Annotated in this window: 14 protein-coding genes; 12 read left to right on the plus strand and 2 right to left on the minus strand. The window is 39.9% G+C overall.

Annotation, left to right across the window (positions count from 1 at the left end; translation table 11 throughout):
- The first annotated feature begins 143 nt into the window (after positions 1–143).
- From E7303_RS16180 to E7303_RS16215, 8 genes are all read left to right on the plus strand, one after another.
- On the plus strand, positions 144–1,064 hold the full coding sequence (locus tag E7303_RS16180) for an ABC transporter permease (RefSeq protein WP_292146444.1): 921 nt from the start codon (positions 144–146) through the stop codon (positions 1,062–1,064).
- A gap of 16 nt (positions 1,065–1,080) precedes the next feature.
- Positions 1,081–1,977: a carbohydrate ABC transporter permease gene (locus tag E7303_RS16185; RefSeq protein WP_292146446.1), complete on the plus strand. Its 897-nt coding sequence runs from the start codon at positions 1,081–1,083 to the stop codon at positions 1,975–1,977.
- An 85-nt stretch (positions 1,978–2,062) separates the two neighbouring features.
- Positions 2,063–3,760, plus strand: coding sequence for an extracellular solute-binding protein (locus tag E7303_RS16190; protein WP_292146447.1), 1,698 nt, complete (start codon positions 2,063–2,065; stop codon positions 3,758–3,760).
- 13 nt (positions 3,761–3,773) lie between these two features.
- Positions 3,774–4,700, plus strand: a complete 927-nt coding sequence (locus E7303_RS16195; RefSeq protein ID WP_292146448.1) for a family 43 glycosylhydrolase — start codon at positions 3,774–3,776, stop codon at positions 4,698–4,700.
- Between the two features lie 165 nt (positions 4,701–4,865).
- Positions 4,866–8,087 (plus strand): alpha-mannosidase, encoded by a 3,222-nt coding sequence (locus E7303_RS16200; protein WP_292146449.1) that lies wholly within the window; start codon positions 4,866–4,868, stop codon positions 8,085–8,087.
- Between the two features lie 355 nt (positions 8,088–8,442).
- On the plus strand, positions 8,443–9,432 hold the full coding sequence (locus E7303_RS16205; protein ID WP_292146450.1) for a hypothetical protein: 990 nt from the start codon (positions 8,443–8,445) through the stop codon (positions 9,430–9,432).
- 153 nt (positions 9,433–9,585) lie between these two features.
- Positions 9,586–10,425 carry a hypothetical protein gene (locus E7303_RS16210; RefSeq protein ID WP_292146451.1) on the plus strand — a complete coding sequence of 280 codons (840 nt, stop codon included), beginning with the start codon at positions 9,586–9,588 and terminating at the stop codon, positions 10,423–10,425.
- A gap of 373 nt (positions 10,426–10,798) precedes the next feature.
- Positions 10,799–12,487 (plus strand): CehA/McbA family metallohydrolase, encoded by a 1,689-nt coding sequence (locus E7303_RS16215; RefSeq protein ID WP_292146452.1) that lies wholly within the window; start codon positions 10,799–10,801, stop codon positions 12,485–12,487.
- A gap of 24 nt (positions 12,488–12,511) precedes the next feature.
- Here E7303_RS16215 and E7303_RS16220 read toward each other — a convergent pair whose 3' ends face one another.
- Positions 12,512–13,414 carry a helix-turn-helix domain-containing protein gene (locus tag E7303_RS16220; protein ID WP_292146454.1) on the minus strand — a complete coding sequence of 301 codons (903 nt, stop codon included), beginning with the start codon at positions 13,412–13,414 and terminating at the stop codon, positions 12,512–12,514.
- A 35-nt stretch (positions 13,415–13,449) separates the two neighbouring features.
- Here E7303_RS16220 and bglB point away from each other — a divergent pair, with 35 nt between their 5' ends.
- The 4 genes from bglB to iolC all read left to right on the plus strand — a co-directional run bounded on the left by bglB (position 13,450) and on the right by iolC (position 18,438).
- Positions 13,450–14,541: a beta-galactosidase BglB gene (bglB, locus tag E7303_RS16225; RefSeq protein WP_292146455.1), complete on the plus strand. Its 1,092-nt coding sequence runs from the start codon at positions 13,450–13,452 to the stop codon at positions 14,539–14,541.
- A gap of 16 nt (positions 14,542–14,557) precedes the next feature.
- Positions 14,558–15,541, plus strand: a complete 984-nt coding sequence (locus E7303_RS16230) for an ROK family protein (RefSeq protein WP_292146456.1) — start codon at positions 14,558–14,560, stop codon at positions 15,539–15,541.
- Positions 15,542–15,675: 134 nt separating this feature from the next.
- Positions 15,676–17,340, plus strand: a complete 1,665-nt coding sequence (locus tag E7303_RS16235) for a hypothetical protein (RefSeq protein ID WP_292146458.1) — start codon at positions 15,676–15,678, stop codon at positions 17,338–17,340.
- An 81-nt stretch (positions 17,341–17,421) separates the two neighbouring features.
- Positions 17,422–18,438, plus strand: a complete 1,017-nt coding sequence (gene iolC / locus E7303_RS16240; RefSeq protein WP_292146459.1) for a 5-dehydro-2-deoxygluconokinase — start codon at positions 17,422–17,424, stop codon at positions 18,436–18,438.
- A 421-nt stretch (positions 18,439–18,859) separates the two neighbouring features.
- Here iolC and E7303_RS16245 read toward each other — a convergent pair whose 3' ends face one another.
- Positions 18,860–19,636, minus strand: a complete 777-nt coding sequence (locus tag E7303_RS16245; protein ID WP_292146460.1) for a hypothetical protein — start codon at positions 19,634–19,636, stop codon at positions 18,860–18,862.
- Positions 19,637–19,826 lie beyond the last annotated feature (190 nt).

Genomic DNA, 19,826 nt, shown 5'->3' on the forward strand with positions numbered 1-19,826 from the left:
ACACTTTTACCCTAAAACTAATGCGAGGTTTCCGCATAATTACTGCGGTTCCTCGCATTTAGACTGTCAAAGATGGGTTTTTACCATGTCAAAAAGATTACACTATAACTACTTTAAGGAATAAAAGTAACAAGGGGGTTACGATGAATAAAGTAAAAAGCATCTTTGCAGAACTGCATAAAAATAAAGTTCTGTATCTGATGATGGTTCCAACTATTATATGGGTTACTGTTTTTTGCTACGTGCCAATGTACGGTGTGCTGATAGCATTTAAGGACTTCAGCTATAAAAAGGGAATTTGGGGCAGTACATTTGTTGGACTTAAGAACTTCGAATTTCTTTTTCATTATAAAGGCGTCGGTAGGATCTTTTTTAACACAATATTTTTGAATGTACTTTTTATCGCAACCGGAACAATTTTATCAATTTTCTTTGCACTTATTTTTGCGGAGATAACGAACAAAGTGTACAGCAGAGTGGTTCAGACAATAGCTATTTTCCCACACTTCGTTTCATGGACTGTTGTAGCAATGTTCCTTGGGGGAATCATTGGAGGAAGCGGAAGATTTACACATTGGATCATAGAACATGGTGGAAATGATCCTCAGTTTTATAACAATGCTCTTTGGTGGCCGCTGATACTGGTAGTGCTGAAGATCTGGCAGGGCGTAGGCTACGGAACAATTGTCTATGTTGCTGTGATCACAGGATTGGATAAAGAAATATATGAGGCGGCGAAAGTCGACGGCGCAAGCAGACTTCAGATAATCCTAAAGATCACGCTTCCTCAGCTCAAAGTAACAGCTATTATGCTTACACTCATGAGTATTGGTAAGATTTTTAACGGTGATTTCGGAATGATATATGCAATTGTTGGCGAGAATTCTCAGCTTTACGCCACAACCGATGTTATAGATACATTTGTTTACAGAGCACTTCGAGAGCTTAATAATCTTGGCATGAGTACCGCAACCAGTTTTTTCCAGTCTATTGTAGGGCTTGTCATGGTATTTGTAACAAATGCTATCACTAAGAAAATTGAGCCGGATGCGGCAATTTTCTAAGGAGGGAAGGTTATTTATGGGGCATAAAGTGGATAAAAAGAAAACATCAAATGATATAGTCTTTGACATTATAGTTGGAGTAATTGCAGCAGCATTTTGCGTTATGTGTCTATATCCATTTGCAATTATCATTGGCAGCAGCTTTGAGACAGAAAAGAATTTTGGATTATATGGTTTCTCTATTTTTCCAAGGGACTTTACTACTAAAGCATACAGTATGGTTTTGGGAGACTCGCAGATTTTTAAGGCATACGCAGTGACTATAGGAACAACTGTCATAGGAACACTGATATCAATGTTTTTGACAATTACTATGGCGTATCCATTGTCACTTAAAAAAGTTAAATATCGCAATATAGTCACATTCTATGTTTACTTTACTATGTTGTTCGGTGGCGGACTGGTGCCAACATATCTTTTGATAAGTAAGACCTTAAATATGAAGAATAATCCGATTGTTCTTGTGCTTCCTGTTGCCTTTGTGGCTTGGAACATGTTCCTTATGAGGAACTTTTTTGCAGCACTTCCGTCGGAACTTGCAGAATCGGCCTATATAGATGGAGCAAATGATATACAGATTCTTACAAAGATCATTCTACCGGTTTCAGTTCCGGGAATAGCAACAATCAGTCTGTTTTATGCTCTCAATTATTGGAATCAGTGGTTTAATGCCATGCTTTATATCGAGAAATCAGATTACTATCCTTTGCAATATCTTTTGATGCGAATGCTTAGAAGTGTGGATTCCATGCGTGAGATGGCGCGCAGCACCGGAATATCAATGGGGGATATTCCTCAGAATTCACTTCGTATGGCTACAACTGTTGTGGCCATAGGACCTGTTGTTTTACTCTATCCATTTGCACAGAAATATTTTACAAGTGGCTTAACAGTGGGTGCGATCAAGGGGTAATGTAAGGCATCGGAACGGGTATTAAATGCAGGAAATCTTCCGTGAGGATCCAGCGGATGATATATATGATGTTTAGGAGGGTACTATGAAAAGGAGAAACACAAACTTAGCAAAAAGAGTAACTGCTACAATTATGGCAGCTGCAATGGTAATGGGGCTTGTTGCATGTGGGAGCGCAGAGAGCAGTCAGGAGATCGGGAGCGATACTTCTTCACAGACAGCAAACAGCACTGAAGCCGGAGAGAGCAATGTAGAAGCATCGCCAATCACAAAAGATGTCACGATCAATATTCGTGTAATGAACGAAGCAAAAAATGTGGACAAGGTCATTGCAAAGTATGAAGAGATGGTTGCAGATGACCCTGTGATGAGCAAGATACATCCAAATATTGAGTATGTCATTGGCGCAGATTACAAAGATAAGCTGAATATGGCATTATCTGCGCAGGAGGACATTGACCTCATGTTCTGCGGATCATGGTACGGTCTTACAAAGTTTATTCAGGAGGGCGACTTTGCAGACTTAACTGAGTACTTTGATAATGATCAGTTTCCAGGGCTTAAAACTGCATTTTCAGGGCAGTTTTTGGATGCCATGACATCATATGTCCGTCAGGAAGACGGCTCATACACCAAAGGAATATATGGTATCAACATGGCCAATGCTTATGAAGACAGCCGTGGATTTATGTATCGTGAGGACCTTCGTCAGAAATACGGCTGTGATGAGATTACAGATCGTGACAGTCTGATGGCTTTTGTAAAGACTGTTTGCGAAAATGAGCCTGATATGATGGGAGTAAATCTTTGGAATTTCTTTTACCTTGACAGCCCTGTGTATACCGGAAAGCACGACAATGTATTTAGCCAGGATTCTACAGAGGTGTTCGGAGATCAGACTAGAATATATGTGGGATTAAGCGAAGATCATACGAAGGTATTAAATGTGGTTGTAGCCGGAGACAGCGAGGAGGAATTTGCCAAGATGCCAGAGGGCTATCAGTATGATTTCATCACTGAATACGCAGTAAAGCGTACTGAGTGGAATTCATATCTTAACCCAAGTCGCGGAGAAACAACACCTGTGGAAAAGCCGGCTGCAATTTCCTACAGCGCACTCAGTGAGTTTGAGAACAGGTCAAAAGAGGCCATGGAAAATGTGCCTGAGTCTGAATGGAGATTCTACGTTATTGATGATGCTCAGAGGAACAAAGAGGAAGGCGCTGTTATCTGTGATATAGCAACTAATAACTGGCTTGTTGTTCCGGAGTGGTCAGATAAAAAGCTTGCAACTATGTATTTCCTTGATTGGATGTTTGGTTCTAAAGAAGCTCACGACCTTTTCCAGTATGGTATTGAAGGAGAAGACTGGGAAGCAATTGGCGATAATGGCATGAAGAATACTGACATTTCTGATGAAGAAAAGTACGTTATGCCCGGTTACTCTTTTACCTGGAATCCAAATTATGTAAGATATAGTGAGCTGGTATTAAATAATGCAGAACTTAAGGCAGACTTTGATTATGCATATTCAGATTCTACTTATCAGCTGAGCCCGCTTGCCGGATTTTCATTTGATGCTTCAAATGTTGAAACTGAAGTGGCAAATATTTCAGCTCTTTCTAATGAGCTTCGTTTGAACATCTCACTTTATGAGGCAGATGAGGCAGTGGAAAAACTGCAGACATGGCATGCTGATGCAGAGGCAGCAGGTCTTGAAACAGTCCGCCAGGAACTCATTACTCAGCTCCAGCAGTTCTTGGATGCAAAAAATAATCAGTAAAGAGATAGGAAGTATGGAGTCAACAAGAAGTTATTTGATAAATGGCGATATCTGGCGAGATACAGGCGGCAACATAATACATGCACATGGAGGCCATATTCTCTTTTGGAATGGAGAGTACTACTGGTATGGGGAAAACAGGACAGAGAACAGGTATGTAAGTGTATATGCGTCAAAAGATCTGATGAACTGGGAATTTAGACGCGATGTACTCACAACGGCATCGAAATGCATGGAGCACAGGGTAAAGACGAATCTGTCTCTTATCACAGAAAAAGGGAAAAAGATAAATATAGAGAGACCCAAGGTCGTCTATAACAAAAAGACAGGCAAATTCGTGATGTGGATGCATGTCGAAAATGGTGTTGATTATAGTTTAGCCGCTTGTGGAATTGCCATTTCAGATACGCCGGATGGGGAATTCACTTATCTTGGAGCATTTAATCCTTTTGGGTATATGTCCAGAGATTGTACACTTTTTGTGGATGATGATGACACTGCCTATTTTATCTCTGCATCAAGAGATAACGCAGATCTTCACATGTACAGACTTACAGATGATTATCTAAACGTTGATGAGCTGGTTAAAAAACTGTGGCAGGGAGAGTACAGAGAAGCCCCTGCAGTAGTAAAAAGAGAAGGTATTTACTATATGTTCAGCTCATATTGTACAGGTTGGGCGCCAAATCAGTGTAAGTATGCTACTGCAGACAAGATCGATGGCTTCTGGTCCACGCTGACCAAGATAGGGGATGAAACTACATATCGCACACAGCCAGCCTTTTTCCTTACTGTAGTAAACACAGGAAACATTTATTATTTTTCAGACAGGTGGAATGGTAAAGATTATGATGATTCACGATATGTAGTTCTTCCTTTGAGGTTTGGTGATTGTGGAAAACCAATTCTTGACTACCAGGAGACAGTTACCATAAGTTGATAAGAAGCACAAATATAGATAGGAAGACAGTTTAAGACAAGGTGTAGGGCATAAAAACCGACACCTTGTCTTTTTCAGTGATGCAAATATTTATAGGTATTTATTAGTAATAACGTGTATGCTACATTAAATATTATAAACATTGCTTAAAACAGGGGTTGAAAAATGGGTAAAGCAGAAAAATATAACAAGATAAAAGACACAATAGAGATCCTGGAGAATAATCTTTGGGAAGATGTCAGACCAGTAGATGAGCTGATGACTGAAGATGGGATACGGATAAAAGAAGTTCCGTATGGCAGAAGGGAAACTGTTTTAGAGGATGTTTCCGGGTGGGATAAATTTGAACATGGAGCTTCCTGGGGAGAACCGGATACTCACTACTGTTTTCATGTGGCAGTGGAAATACCTGAGATTTATAGAGGTAAGGAGGTTTTGTTCTTTTTATCCACAGGGGCAGAGGACATATGGAATACAAACAATCCCCAGATGCTGGTATACATAAATGGTAAAAGACGCTGCGGAATGGATATGAACCACAATAGCATTACTATCTATGATAAAGAAGACTGGGCTTGTGGAAAAGATAGGCTTGTGGATATCAGGATATATGCCTATTCAAATCTTGATAAAAATGAGAACTATCTGAAGATGACAATTGCGGCTAGAAATGAGGCTGTTCAGAAGCTCTATTTTGACCTGAAAGTCCCATTTGAAGCCATGCAGGCCATGCTTGGGATTCCTTCCTCAAAGCGCGAATCTGTGCTTGATACAACCGCAGGAGCCTTTGAAGAGCAGAATAAAAATGTGGAAATCTCTGATGAGATTCTCGATGAGTTATCCACAAAGATATCCACGGATGTGCAAAACTCCGTGAAAATCATACTTGATGGACTATCCACAGCGTGTGGATTAATAGACGTGGAAAACGTGGATAATAAAAATCCACTTACCAACAATTGTGGAAAACTCGCAGAAGCCGCAGATTTCCTAAGGAAAAACCTATATGGCAAAGATTATCTGCCGGTTACAGTGGCAAGTGTTGGACATACGCACATCGATGTTGCCTGGAAGTGGAGAATTCGTCAGACAAGAGAAAAGGTTATCCGCAGCTACTCAACTGTTATGGAACTTATGAAAAAGTATCCGGAATATCTTTTCATGGCCAGTACTCCACAGATGTATGACTTTGTAAAAGAAGAGGAGCCTGAGCTTTTTGAGGAAATAAAAGAGAAAGTTAAGGAAGGCCGATTTGAACCGGAAGGCGCAATGTGGCTTGAGGCAGACTGTAACCTGACTTCAGGTGAGTCTCTGGTTAGGCAGATCCTTTATGGAAAAGAGTACTTCAAAGAGGAGTTTGGTGTAGACAGCAAGGTTTTGTGGCTCCCTGATGTGTTTGGCTATAGCGCAGCTCTTCCACAAATCCTTAAAAAGAGCGGAATAAAGGCCTTTATGACCACAAAGGTTGCCTGGAATGATACCAACAGGATGCCACATGATCTTTTTAACTGGGAAGGTATCGATGGCAGTGTGATCCCTACCTATATAATCACAACCTGTGATTACGACAAGGCTGTGGAAGCAGGGAAGGATGACAGGATCCTTAACTATACCTACAACGGAAGGCAGAATGCATCTCAGGTAATGGGAGCATGGGAGGCCTTCAGGGAAAAAGACCTTACAGATGCAGTTCTTGACTGCTATGGATATGGAGATGGAGGCGGCGGTCCAACCTGGGAAATGCTGGAGATGAGTAGAAGGTTAGAGCTTGGTATACCAGGAGTTCCTAAGACAAAGCAGAAATCAGTTGGCCAGTTCTTTGAGGACCTTCTGAGGGAAACTCTGGGAAAAGATGTTCCTACCTGGAAGGATGAGCTTTATCTTGAGTACCACAGAGGAACCTACACATCTATAGGAAAGAACAAAAAGAATAACAGAAGGTCGGAGTATCTCTTAGCAGAAGCTGAGCTTTTGGCTGTGTGCGCGTATCTGCAGGGACAGAAAGCATATCCGGAAAAAGAGATTAAGGATATATGGAAGAAGATCATGCTCAATCAGTTCCATGATATTTTACCGGGTTCCTCAATTGAGGAAGTTTATCAGGATTCTGATGTGGACTACGCAGACATAAAGAGAAGAGCAGAAATAATCATAGATGAAGCTGCAAAGGAACTTGATCTGTCAAAACTTGTCTGCCATGTGGATAATGCTGAAGGCGGTGATATTGCTTGTGGTGAGGAAGAAGCTGTAAGTAATGATATTACTTGTGAAGATAAAGATGGAAAGATTTTTATAAATACAAGATTTTATTCAGTAGTAGTGGACAGCAATGGTGAATTAGAAAGTCTTTTTGATAAAAAATGTGGAAAAGAACTGCGTGATAAAAACCAAAGTCCTTTGAACAGACTGATCGCCTTTGAGGACAAGCCAAAGGAGTACGACTGCTGGAACATTGATGCAGATTTTGAGAATGTTTCCTGGGATGTTACAGATATAAGCGAGTTGTCAGTGAGCAGTGTTGATAATTCGGGAAAAATTGTAATTAGTATAAAGAGGCCATTCAAAAACTCTGAAATTCAGCAGAATATCCATTTCTATGCAGATTCTAGACGAATAGACTTTGAGACCAAGATTGACTGGCATGAGCATCAGACTCTTTTGAAGGCAGCATTTCCTGTTGATGTGGATTCAGAAAAGATCACATGCGAGACCCAGTATGGTAATCTGAAACGAAACCTCAAGAGAGAAAACAGCTGGGATAGGGCAAAGTTTGAGTGTTGTGCTCATAAATGGATGGATATTTCTGATAAAGATGGCTCTTTTGGCGTCGCTGTATTAAATGACTGCAAGTACGGCTATGATGCGAAAGAAAAACTTATGAGACTCACACTTATCAAGTCAGGAATATTCCCGAACCCTAACGCTGATCAGGGACTTCATGAGTTTACCTATTCTCTTTTCCCTCATGAGGGTGATTACAGAAATGGCAGAGTTATCGAAGAGGCAAGGAAACTTAATGAGAACAGCCACTTCTATATTCCTGAGATCAAGAGCTCTTTAAGCGGTCAGCCATCTGACATAGTGGCAGCAGCTATACATGGCGTAATTGACATCGAAGAAAGAGGCGTATTCGTTGAAGCAGTTAAGATGGCTGAGAACTCAAATGATATAGTGATCAGATTGTTTGAGGGATACGGTGAAAAGCATACTGTTAAGGCTGCAGTGTTTAAGGGATATGGTGTTACACCTGATGCAGTGAAAGAAGCTGACTTGCTGGAGAATTGCATTGCAAGTGGCGAGGGCTTCAGTTATGATGTGCAGAATAGGTTATTATCTTTTGAAATTAAGCCGTTTGAAATTAAGACATTTGTGGTTTCTGCATATTGATTTTGGATGAGATTTCCTATTTTGAGTAGTTTATGTTAACTACACCCTTATTTTTGATGAAGTTTTTCCTATATAGGTTGCTTTGCTTTAACTGCACCCTATTTTGAAAAGATTTTTTTCCTATCCTGGTGATATCTATTCAACTGCACCCTGAAAAAAGGGTGCAGTTACTTTATTTTAGCTGTTTTACGAACAGCATCTGCAAGGGAAAAGGGTGCAGTTAGAAAAATAACCAATCATCAGGAAAAAGAAAAAATAAAAAAGGGGTGTAGTTAGAAGAATAGCCGGTTACCGGGAAAAAAATAATAAAAAAATGATACAATAATTTATGTTAAAAAATTATGAGGAGGATGTTATGAAAAGAAATCAGAAAATGGCGGGAATCGCTGTAGCGGCGGTTGCTGCTGCAATGGTAATGGCTGGATGTGGAGCGAATGATGCGGAGAACGCGACATGGAGCTCAATTGATACTCCAGCAGAAAGTAAGGCGGAGAACACCACAGGAAAAACAACAGAAGCTGCATCAGAAAGCACCGCGGAGAATGGAGCAGGAAATGCAGTAGAAAATTCAGATGGGCAGACTTATTCCGATGTAGAAAATGGCACAGCCAAAGTAAAATACACCGGAAAAGGCGATGTTCCTGGATACTTTGAGCTGTCACAGGTACTCACAGTTGGTGAAAGTTATACCGTTAACGAAATATGTGATGCTTTAAAGAAGATTGAAGATTTTCAGCAGGATGCGGAGATAGCGTATTCACAGATCGATTGCGGAAGTGACGGAGAGGAAGAACTTCTTGTTGAGGCTCAGCTTAGCGCAGGATTTGGCCTTGATATGATAATCAAAAAAATAAATGATGAATTTGTTATTTGCTTTGACCAAAGTACTACAGAAAGATCATACGTAACAGTTAACGCCGATGGAACAATTGAGAGCGGCGGAGCATCAGCTGCTAATATCCATGATGTGGATTATGCTTACGTAGACGCAAGCGGAGAATACAAATTCTTTTATGGTGTGTCAGAAACACTTTCTTTGATGGAAACATATGACATTTATAAGGGTGATTCAGTAACTTCGATTTCCACAGAAGGAATAGATGCCGAGCACATGGCTGTTCTCGAGTATTATTTTGAGCAGAATTATGAGGAAAGAAATTCTTTCTATTCTTTCTATACATTTGATGATAGTTATAGCGAAGTAGAAACTGAAGCTGGAAAAGCCGATATAGCTGAACTGGGAGTCAGATTCAAGGACGAGGGATTCCTGATATATGATTCGGACGGAATAAATGCTGTTCTTAACGAAAGAGCTCAGAAAATTGGGTATCCCGGAAAAATCTAAATAAAATTGAAATATAATATTAATAAAACGATCAACATTTTCAAATACAAACAATATATTGTTTTACAAAGCAATTATTAACTATATAATGTAATTATAGAAACGGCGAATATTTATAAAAAAGTATTATGAGGATTTCAGGGGAGAATAATCATGGCACTGAGCATTTCGGGGATTGTAAGTGCGGTAAATAATTATTTGTATTCTATTTCAGATGTAGCTAAGGCTACATCTGAAGATTCTAATACCACAGATCTGAGCGGAATTTCCCTTTTTCAAAAATATCTGAATAAAGCTACGCAGAATAGCAGCGATTCTTCAGGAACAGAAGCGGCAGAGAAAGTTACGGCTGTCAATACGGATTCAAACAGCGATGCTTCGGCCGATACTGTAACTGTGGCATCTGATAATGCTTCCGGTGGTGTAGATGATGATGCAGCGGTAACGCAGGATACTCTTTCTGAAGAAATCAATTCAGTATTTAATGATCTGGATATTGAATCAACAATTCTTAATAACATATCGAATCGCAGCGTTGATATCAGGTCAGAAATAACCAATAATATAGCATCACATACTGTGGATGTTAAGGCAGAAATACTTCAAAACATGGCAGAGCACGGAGCTGAACTTAGTGAAGGCTCCATTTCGGCAGTCGGAGAGCTGGCACCGTCTTCTACTGCAACGGATGGAGATTCGACTGCTAATTCAAATGCTTACAACGGGCTTCTTTCTCAGAATGCGTTAAAAGAGCTTGCTCAGTCAACATACTTTTCAGGAAATCTGCTTCAGAATGCTCTTATAAGCGGCACATCTGAAAACAGCACAAATAGTCAGGATATTTCACTTTCAGATCTTAATTCCAATTCACTTACTGCTAATTCGTTGGGTGCAGCAGATACGACTCTTTCACAAAGCGAATATGCTGCAGCGCTTTTAAATGCCTACAAGACAACTCCGATAACCAGTGTTTTCGGAGATTTTCAGTTATAAAGCCAGGGCGAAAAATGAGATTTATAACAGCAAGAGTTTGTTCTTGTGATGAAAGCTGCCCATAAGATTGACAACAAAAAATGCAATCTTTTTAACTAGATAACATAAAAACCGCGTAGATAATGCACGGCTATGAAAATAAAATGTATGATATGGAGATATGATTATGCTCTATGTCATACATTTTTTAATGGCAGGGGAGAAAGGACATAATACGTTCATGCTAGCATGATAAGTATTATGGCTTTGAAACCCGAAGAATATGAGGAAGAAGCACTATTGTGCGAATTCCGAATGTTCTAGAATTGCGAGAGTTGCGAGCAACGGAGCAATTCGTGCCATTATTTTGCAGTTACATCAGAGAGGAGCAATCATGAGTAAAGAAACAAAGTTTTTATCAATAGCCATCGGGCTATTGCAGGGGAAATTAAAAGAAGACGGCAAAGAAGATGCGGTAGCATCCAGGATGGATGCAGACAGACTACTTTCATTCACAAAATATGTGCTGGAAAACTACAAACTTAAAGGAACTAAAAGAGTAAATGAAGTAGATTATCCGGGGACAAATGATAGAAACAGATTTCATAACAACGGAATTGTAGATAAAAATGGAGCTCTTGGAAGCATTTATATAGAAACGAAATGCCATGGCCAGGGAACTCCGGCCCAGGTAAAGCTCTTTAAACTACTGCCGGGCGAAACGCCGGAAACCTTCAATAGAGTGAACGGTAAGATAACTATGATCCGCGACATTACCGGCTTTGACGGATGTCTTTCAAGAAAGCTCCCTGTAGGACGATACGTAGTAGAGATTTCCAAGGGAAGTGAGTATGAGATCATCACAGACTCTTTGGAAGTAACAGAAAATAAATATGAAAAAAGACAGTACGAATTAAATCACTTCATTGATCTTTCAGATGATGGATGGATTGCCGGAGATCTGCACCACCACTGTATTTATTCAAGCCCTGTGTTTGGCGGGGATGATGATGTGGTTGAATCTCCAAAGGAAGTAGCTAATTCCATGATGGCCATGGGACTAAGGTACGGAGCGCTTTCTGATCATCATAACGTGCTCAACCATGATTATTGGAGAGCCTGCAAGAGAGATGATTTTACTCCAATAGTGTCAAAAGAAATTTCCACATCTAATGGCCATGTTATGCAGATGGGCGTTGAAAAAGATGTAATATACAGAATTCCTGACGATGAGCACAGGACAGATGAGTACTTAAGAGCTGAATTTGTCAGAATCACAGATGAGATTAAAGCAAACGGTGGCCTTCCACAGATAAATCACCCAAGAGATCTTCAGAGATCTATTTCATGGAATCCTGATTTTGAGGATATGCTGGACATTTTTGAGACCATGGAGATTTGGAACGGCTCAGCGCCAATGATGATGGGAAGCACAGACTATGCGGCATATGAGCTGTGGCTAAAATGTCTTAGAAAAGGTCTTTTCCTTCCGGCAACAACAGGAAGCGATACCCACAATATTGCTGCAGACGACTATCACGTGCTCTATGACAATATTCTCGATACGTACGATTTGATAAAAGAAAACAAGTCAGAACTGGAAGAAAAGTATCCTGAAGAAGCCCATGTATTTGAGCTTATATGCGAAAGTCTTTTACCAATACTTGAGAAATGGGCTGAGACCTGTCTTACAAGTGGCGGCGTCAGAACTTACATTCATGCGGGAGAAGATAGGGAACAGAAAAATCTTTTGCAGACCCTAAAGAGTGGACACAGCTTCTTAACTAACGGACCAATACTTATTCCGACTGTTAATGGCAAGCTTCCCGGTGAGAAACTCTGCGGTGAAAAAGAGCTCCATATAGACCTAAAGCTTTTATCAAACAGAGAACTTACAAAGTTGGAAGTTCATTCTGAAAATGGCCTGTTACAAGAAATAGAGCTTGATGCCAAAAAAGAAAACGGCTTCTACGATTACAGCCGGAAAATAGAACAGACTATAAAAGAAGACCGTTTTGTATATTTCATAGCAAAGAGTGATTGTACAAATCTTGCTATTTCAAATCCTGTGATTTGTGGATGATTGAAATAAATGTAACACCTGCATTTATTTGTGGGTGATAGCAGTTTGCCTATACTGCCTTGGCGAAGTTCCTGCTACTTTATTGAAGATGCGGTTGAACTGAGAAAACGAAGCGAAACCGCATTCTTCAGAAATAACTGAAATCTTATCGTTTGATGAAACTAAACGATATTGGGCATTTTTAATCCTGGTTAGCTGGATGTAGTTGGATAGATTAAATCCGGTAACCTGCTTAAAAACTCTGGACAGATAACTTGGGCTTACAAAGAACTGATCTGAAAGAGTATTTAGCGAAATATCTTCATTGTAATGAGCGTGTATATAGGATGAGACTTCATACATTTTTTGTTCAATAGAGTTATAACTCTGGTCATTGGTATAAATGTTTTTATCCTTAAGACTGTAAAGCGTGTACAAAAACTCCTGGAACTTAGTATGAATGTAAAATTCATCGGCAGGATTGCCATAGTACTGATGCTCTTTTGAAAAAATGAAAAGTGAGTTGAGAATGTCGATAAGCTTCTGTCGATCCTCAAGATCAAACCTGAAGATAGGAACCTCACTTTTGAAAGGCTGAAGAATTTCAGCGTAGGCATCAGCTGTTTCCGGGCTGTTCAGCTCATACATGAAGTCAATGATGATTCTTTTGCTGGGTTCGCCCTTGTAATAAACAGATTTATGCATGACAGAAGGCGCCAAAAGAACAATGTCACCCATGTGAATATTGTAAGGAACACCTTCAATAAGATGAGTAGCATTTGGCGCAAGAAGGATCAACATCTCATAATATGGATGGAGATGCTGGAACTCCATGTTTATAGAGGCATCTCTTTTATCATAATCAATATAGTAAAAAATATTGTTAGGGATGTTGTTGATAATTATATAGTGGTTGTCTTCGTAATAAACACTGTCATTTATAAGCATGAGAATAGTATATATGAAAAAGAAAGAGGTATCAAATGAAAGTCGATAATGAAAAGATTGAAAGCACATTAAAAATTCTGGCAGACAGTTTCCAGAAATTCCTTTACGAGGATGATGAATACTTTTTGGAAAATATGAAGTCAAAGAATCTGGCAGGAGATGATGTGTCAAGATATCAGCACTGGGAGTGGACTCAGGGCGTTGGACTTTATGGCCTCTTACAGATGTACGAAGAGACAGGAAAAGAGGAGTATCTCGAATTTCTTAATCAGTTTTATGAAAAAGAGATTTCTCTTGGACTTCCTGCAAAAAATATAAATACTACAGCTCCTCTCCTTCCCTTATCTTTTATCCTTAAGGAAAAAGAGAACCCTACATATAGAAAAGTATGTCATGAGTGGGCAGAAGCTATAATGAAGGACTTTGTAAGAACTAAAGAAGGTGGTTTTACTCACAGGACTTCAGATAGCGAAAATGATCAGGAGCTCTGGGATGATACTCTTTTCATGACAGTAATGTTTCTTGCCAGCATGGGAGAAATTGAAGATAACGACGAATACAGACAGGAAGCCAGATATCAGTTCCTTTTACATATCAAATATCTTGTAGATCATAAGACAGGTCTTTTGTTCCATGGATGGACCTTTAAAGGGAATCACAACTTCGCAGAAGCCCTCTGGGGCCGCGGAAACTGCTGGTTTACAATGGCAGTGCCTGAGTATCTGTCAATTGCAAAAGTTGAAGGCGCAGACAGAAGATTTTTGATAGAAGCGCTTAATGCTCAGGTAGAAGCACTTGAGAAGTATCAGGATGAAAGCGGAATGTGGCATACACTTGTAGATGATGCGACTTCATATGTGGAGACCAGCGCTACATGTGGATTTGCCTATGGTATATTAAAGGCAGTGAGAATGGGACTTATTGATCCAAAGTACAAAGAGGTTGCACTTAAGGCACTTGATCCAGTACTTGCAAATATCGCAGATGACGGCACTGTTAATCAGGTTTCCTACGGAACACCAATGGGACGTGAATCCAAGGATTTCTACAAGCAGATTGAGATCAAGCCAATGCCTTATGGACAGGCGCTGGCAATGCTGTTCCTTTTAGAGGTGTTGAAAGCTTGATAATACTTGAGAAGATGTGGGAAAAGACATGTATAGAATAGGCGTAGATGTTGGCGGAACAAATATTGCTATAGGACTAGTAGATGAGGCTTACAACATAGTTGTTAAGACATCCATAAAAACATCTGAGGCAAGTGAGCCGGAGCAGATGATAGATGCCATTGCACTGACTATAAAGAAAATCCTCGTGGATAAAGACTTATCGGAGTCAGATATAGAAGCCATCGGTGTTGGAGTTCCGGGAACAGCTGAACTGACCACAGGCAAAATAATGTACGCCAATAATCTTGGCTTTGAAGAGGTTCCTTTTTTACCTAAGCTAAAAGAAGCTTTGGGAGCAGAGCTGGGCAGGAAAACCTCTTTTGATAACGATGGCAATGCGGCTGCAATTGGCGAGTACATCACCGGCGGCTATGATGTGGACAATTTCATGATGGTAACTCTTGGAACCGGAATCGGCGGAGGAATCATCATTAACAGGAAGCTGCTTAGAGGTGTCAATTTTGCGGCAGCAGAGTTTGGGCATATGACTATCAACCTTGATGGAGTGGACTGTAACTGCGGCAGGAAGGGCTGTTTTGAAGACTATGCTTCTGCAACAGCACTTATGAACCAGGCAAAAGAAGCAATGGAAAAAGATGTGGATAAGGAGTCTTTGCTGTGGCAGCTTTGTGGAAAAGCAGGAAATGCAGATGGCGAGATATTCTTTGAAGCGGTAAGACAGAAAGACAGTCTTGCATTGGAGGTTCTTGATGGATTTACTACATATCTGTCTGAGGGAATAACAAATCTTATCAATATTCTTCAACCGGATGTGTTGGTTTTAAGCGGCGGTATAACAAGGGCAGCAGATCTTTTTCTTGATGATTTGAAAAAGAAAGTTGCAAAAGGAATATATTCAAGGAACAGCGAGAAAAATACAGATATTGTTTTGGCGCATGGAATCAGTGATGCCGGCGATGTAGGCATTATTGGAGCGGCGCTCATTGATAGGGGCTGACAGGAATAAACTTAGAGAGCTGACATTTCTGAGTTTTTAGATAAAAGATAAAACAAATAAACGAAACATATTTTATATTGTGAACCTACCGGACAAATTGTTATGTACGGTGGCTTAGGTTTGGGAGGTCAATTATGGAGAAACACTATCAGATAATTTTAAAGGACACAGAGGAGCTGGTTTATGAGTCAATGCGCCAGCAGATCATGGATGAGAATAATCCAAATGTAGGCGCTTTTTTGGATGATAATCATATCCTGGATGCCAAATATACAATTTACAGAACAGCATCAATGATCGCACTTTATTGCAACAGCGACAGTTCTTTATACAGGGATGAAGCTCTTTTAAAAAGAATCAGGTTGGGACTTGGATTTGCTAAAAAGATGCAGCATGATACGGGACTCTACGATTATGTTACATGTAATTTCAACTCTGCGCCAGATACAGCTTTTTCTATAAAGAAGCTTATGCCATTTTTCTTTTACCTAAGAGATATTGTTGGTGATAAGAAAACAAAAGAAGAGCAGGAAATTTTCGACACAATAAACGGAATTATTGAAAAGGCTGCAAAGGGAATCATGACCGGCGGCTTCCATACACCAAACCACAGATGGGCCATCGCTTCAACTCTTATGGAATGCGCAAAAATTTATAATGACGATGAGATGGTAAAGTGCGCAAACAGATATCTGGCAGAGGGAATTGATTGCAACGAGGATGGAGAGTTTGCCGAGAAGTCAGCAGGTAACTATAACCGTGTAAACAACGATGCCATGATCACTTTGGCAGAGGCAACAGGCGACAAAAAGTACGAGGAGTATGCTGTGAGAAACCTTCACATGATGCTTCATTACTGGGAGCCGGACGGATCTGTTTACACTGCTAACTCCACAAGATTTGATAAGGACAGACTTTCATATCCAACTGATTACTACACTGAATACATGCTCATGGGACAGCGACACAACATTCCTGAGTTTTATGAGATGTGCAACACTATCATCGATATTTGTCAAAAGAAAAATATGCTTGCTCCGGACAGCCTCATTTACTTCATGTGGTATCCAGAGTGGAGAACAATAGAGCATGAGGGACTCTATGGTAATCCTGACTATCATGTCTTTTACAAAAACTCAGGAATTTCCAGAAATAAGTCCGGAAGATACACATACACAGCTATGAGCGGCAAGTCCAACTTCCTTTATTTCCATAACGGATCAATAAAGATGGAGATGAAGGTCGCAGGAAGCTTCTGCGAGCACAGAGCTTTCAAGGCAGAAACTATGGAGGAGATAGATGGCGGTGTTCACCTGCATCAGACAATGCACGGCTGGTACTATCTTCCATGGACAGATGAGAAAAGACCTGCTACCAGCGATTGGTGGGAAATGGATAATTCCAAGAGAGATAAGAAAATGGGTCCTGACATGGATATCGATGTCTGGGTTACAGAGTCCAAGGACAAGGACGGAATCGATGTGCGCGTTAAGACAAGTGGCGTAGAGGGTGCTCCATGGAGAATCGAGCTCTCATTTACAGGAGCAACATTCCTTGAAAACGGACACCTGGCAACACATCTTACAGGAAATGAAGCACTTACTGTAAAAGATGATTACGTAGAGCTTTCTAATCACAAGGATACTCTTATTGTGGGACCTGCTTTTGGCGCTCACAGATTTATGGAGGGAAAAGAGGATTCCGAGCTTAGAAACGCAGGTGCATCAACAATTTATTTTACAGACTACACCGGATTCGATCACACAATTACAGTAAGAAATAAGAGAAGCCAGTTCTAAAAAGCTTTTGGGAAAAGATATTTATAGATAGGTAACTGGGGTTTGTCGTTTTTTTAGAGAAGGGTATAAGGGAGTATAGAGATGAGGTATGTTGAGTTTGATCAGAATAGAAAAATGGACATAGTTTTCCTTGGGAGAATAGCTATAGACTTTAATCCTGTAGATTATTTTCATCCACTTGAAGAGTGTACTACTTTTAAAAAGTACCTGGGCGGATCTCCTGCCAATACATCAATTGGTGTGACAAGACATGGCCTTAAAGCAGGCTTTTTTGCCAAGGTATCGGATGACCAGTTCGGAGATTTTGTTATCCACTTCATGGAAAAAGAAGGAATTGATACTTCTCATATCACAAGATGCACAGGCGGAGAGAAGCTTGGTCTTACATTTACAGAAATCCTTTCGCCTACAGAGAGCAGCATCCTAATGTATAGAAATGAGATTGCAGATCTGCAGCTCTCTGTTGAGGATATTGATGAAGATTATATCGCAAACAGTAAAGCTCTTTTGATATCGGGAACAGCACTTGCTGCAAGCCCGTCAAGAGAAGCGGCATTAAAAGCAGTGATGCTTGCGAAAAAGAATGGCACAAGAGTAATCTTCGATATAGACTACAGAGCATACAACTGGAAAAATGATGATGAAATCTCAATCTACTATGCAGCTGTAGCAAAAGAGGCGGACATCATCATGGGATCAAGAGAAGAGTTTGACCTTACAGAAAAGCTCATTGAGCTCGGAAGAAATGATGAGCAGAGCGCTAATGCGTGGTTTAATGAAAACGCTAAGATTGTTCTCATCAAGCATGGAAAAGAAGGCTCAACTGCTTATACAAAAGATGGCGAGAAGTACTCAATCAAGCCTTTCCCTGTAAAGGCTCTCAAGGGCTTTGGAGGCGGCGATGGCTACGCATCAGCTTTCCTATACGGAATCTTCTCTGGCTGGGATATGATAGACTGCCTTGAATTTGGCAGCGCAGAAGCTTCAATGATGGTAAAGAGTCACTCCTGCTCAGAGGAATTACCAACAACCGATGAAGTCAGAAAGTTTATTGAGGAAGAAAAGGCCGAGTATGGTGAGATGATTGCCAGAGGATGATTGCGCAAGATGTGAATAACCAAATGACAAAACTGTATTAGAAGAGATATAAGAAAAACTCCCCACCTGCCAAGGTAGTTTGTAGGCTGATGGGGAGTTTTGTGATATGTTGACCTTTTACTTTTCCATAGAAGTGCTTCTATCCACAGGCTTTTCTGATCCAAGATAATGGAATGGTAAAAACAATTGCCTAAGCGAATCCGAGCTTGACCAATCAATCTTGGAAATGAAAGTTACAAATGAACGCATAGCATTTTGTGGATTTTTTACACTGAAGAAAGTTCCGACGGTTGCCTTATCGGATTTGTTTGTCTGGATAAGCTCAGGGACTATTGCACCTTACCTGTGAAAAGAATGCAAACGGAAAGTTATGACATATAAGCTCTATCCAGTTTGCAAGGAGTGTAAAGATATTAAAGCTTCATCCAGGATTGTAAAATCTTATTTTACTCCAAATTAAACTGACCTTCCCTTGCATTTTTATGCTATATACTTTCTGCGCTTCTTTTACTCCGTTCAACTCTTCTGTCAGATCATTTATTTCTGTTTTCAGTTGCTCAACGTGCTCTTTTATACATTTTGAACCTGCACTATCAATGCTAGTATAGTTATTACGGATCTTCCACGTTTTTAATTCACTTTTTACGTAAGCTAATTTTGTAGTAATCTCAGTATCTCTTGAATCAAATTCATCTTTCTTATGATAGTAGTCTATTAATAACTCCAGTTCCTTTGAAGGCAATTTACTAAATGCTTCACCTCTGCTACAGAATAAGTCTTCAATAACAGCCATTGCTTTTTCAGTTTTCTCTAAACACGCTCTATAAATTAAATCCACCTCAAACATGTTGCGATGAAACTCTGGCAACCCATATGCTAACTCAGTAATATGATATAATTCTTTAACATATTCATTTTCAAAAATTTCATAATTATCGTGATATTGCGTATATGTACATATCTCACTTTTGCAATATTCAACTAATTTATTTAATTTCAGTTTAAACTCATGATAGTAATCACTTGGAAAGGAATTTGCATGATATAAAAACGAAATAACTGGCCCAGAACCACTCTTTTGAGCAGCCTTACGAGTGGTTTCTCTTTTACTATAGTTCATCCCATATAAACTGCTATTCTCCTGCGTTCTAGTATCATTATTTGTATTATCCCTATCATTTAACCCTGCAAAACTCATACTTATTCCCCATTTAGCCGTTTAACATATTTATACTATGCCATAAACCTTCATGCGCTGTCTATTTTACGATTTCCCACCTAAAAAGCACCAATTTCCAAAACCTTTATTATCCTGCGCTCCCGCGAAATTATACCAAGGCTCTGGTATAAATCGTTAACAGTTACTACCGCAAATCCTTGATATTACT

Source organism: Butyrivibrio sp. (assembly GCF_015056685.1).
Lineage (GTDB): Bacteria > Bacillota > Clostridia > Lachnospirales > Lachnospiraceae > Butyrivibrio.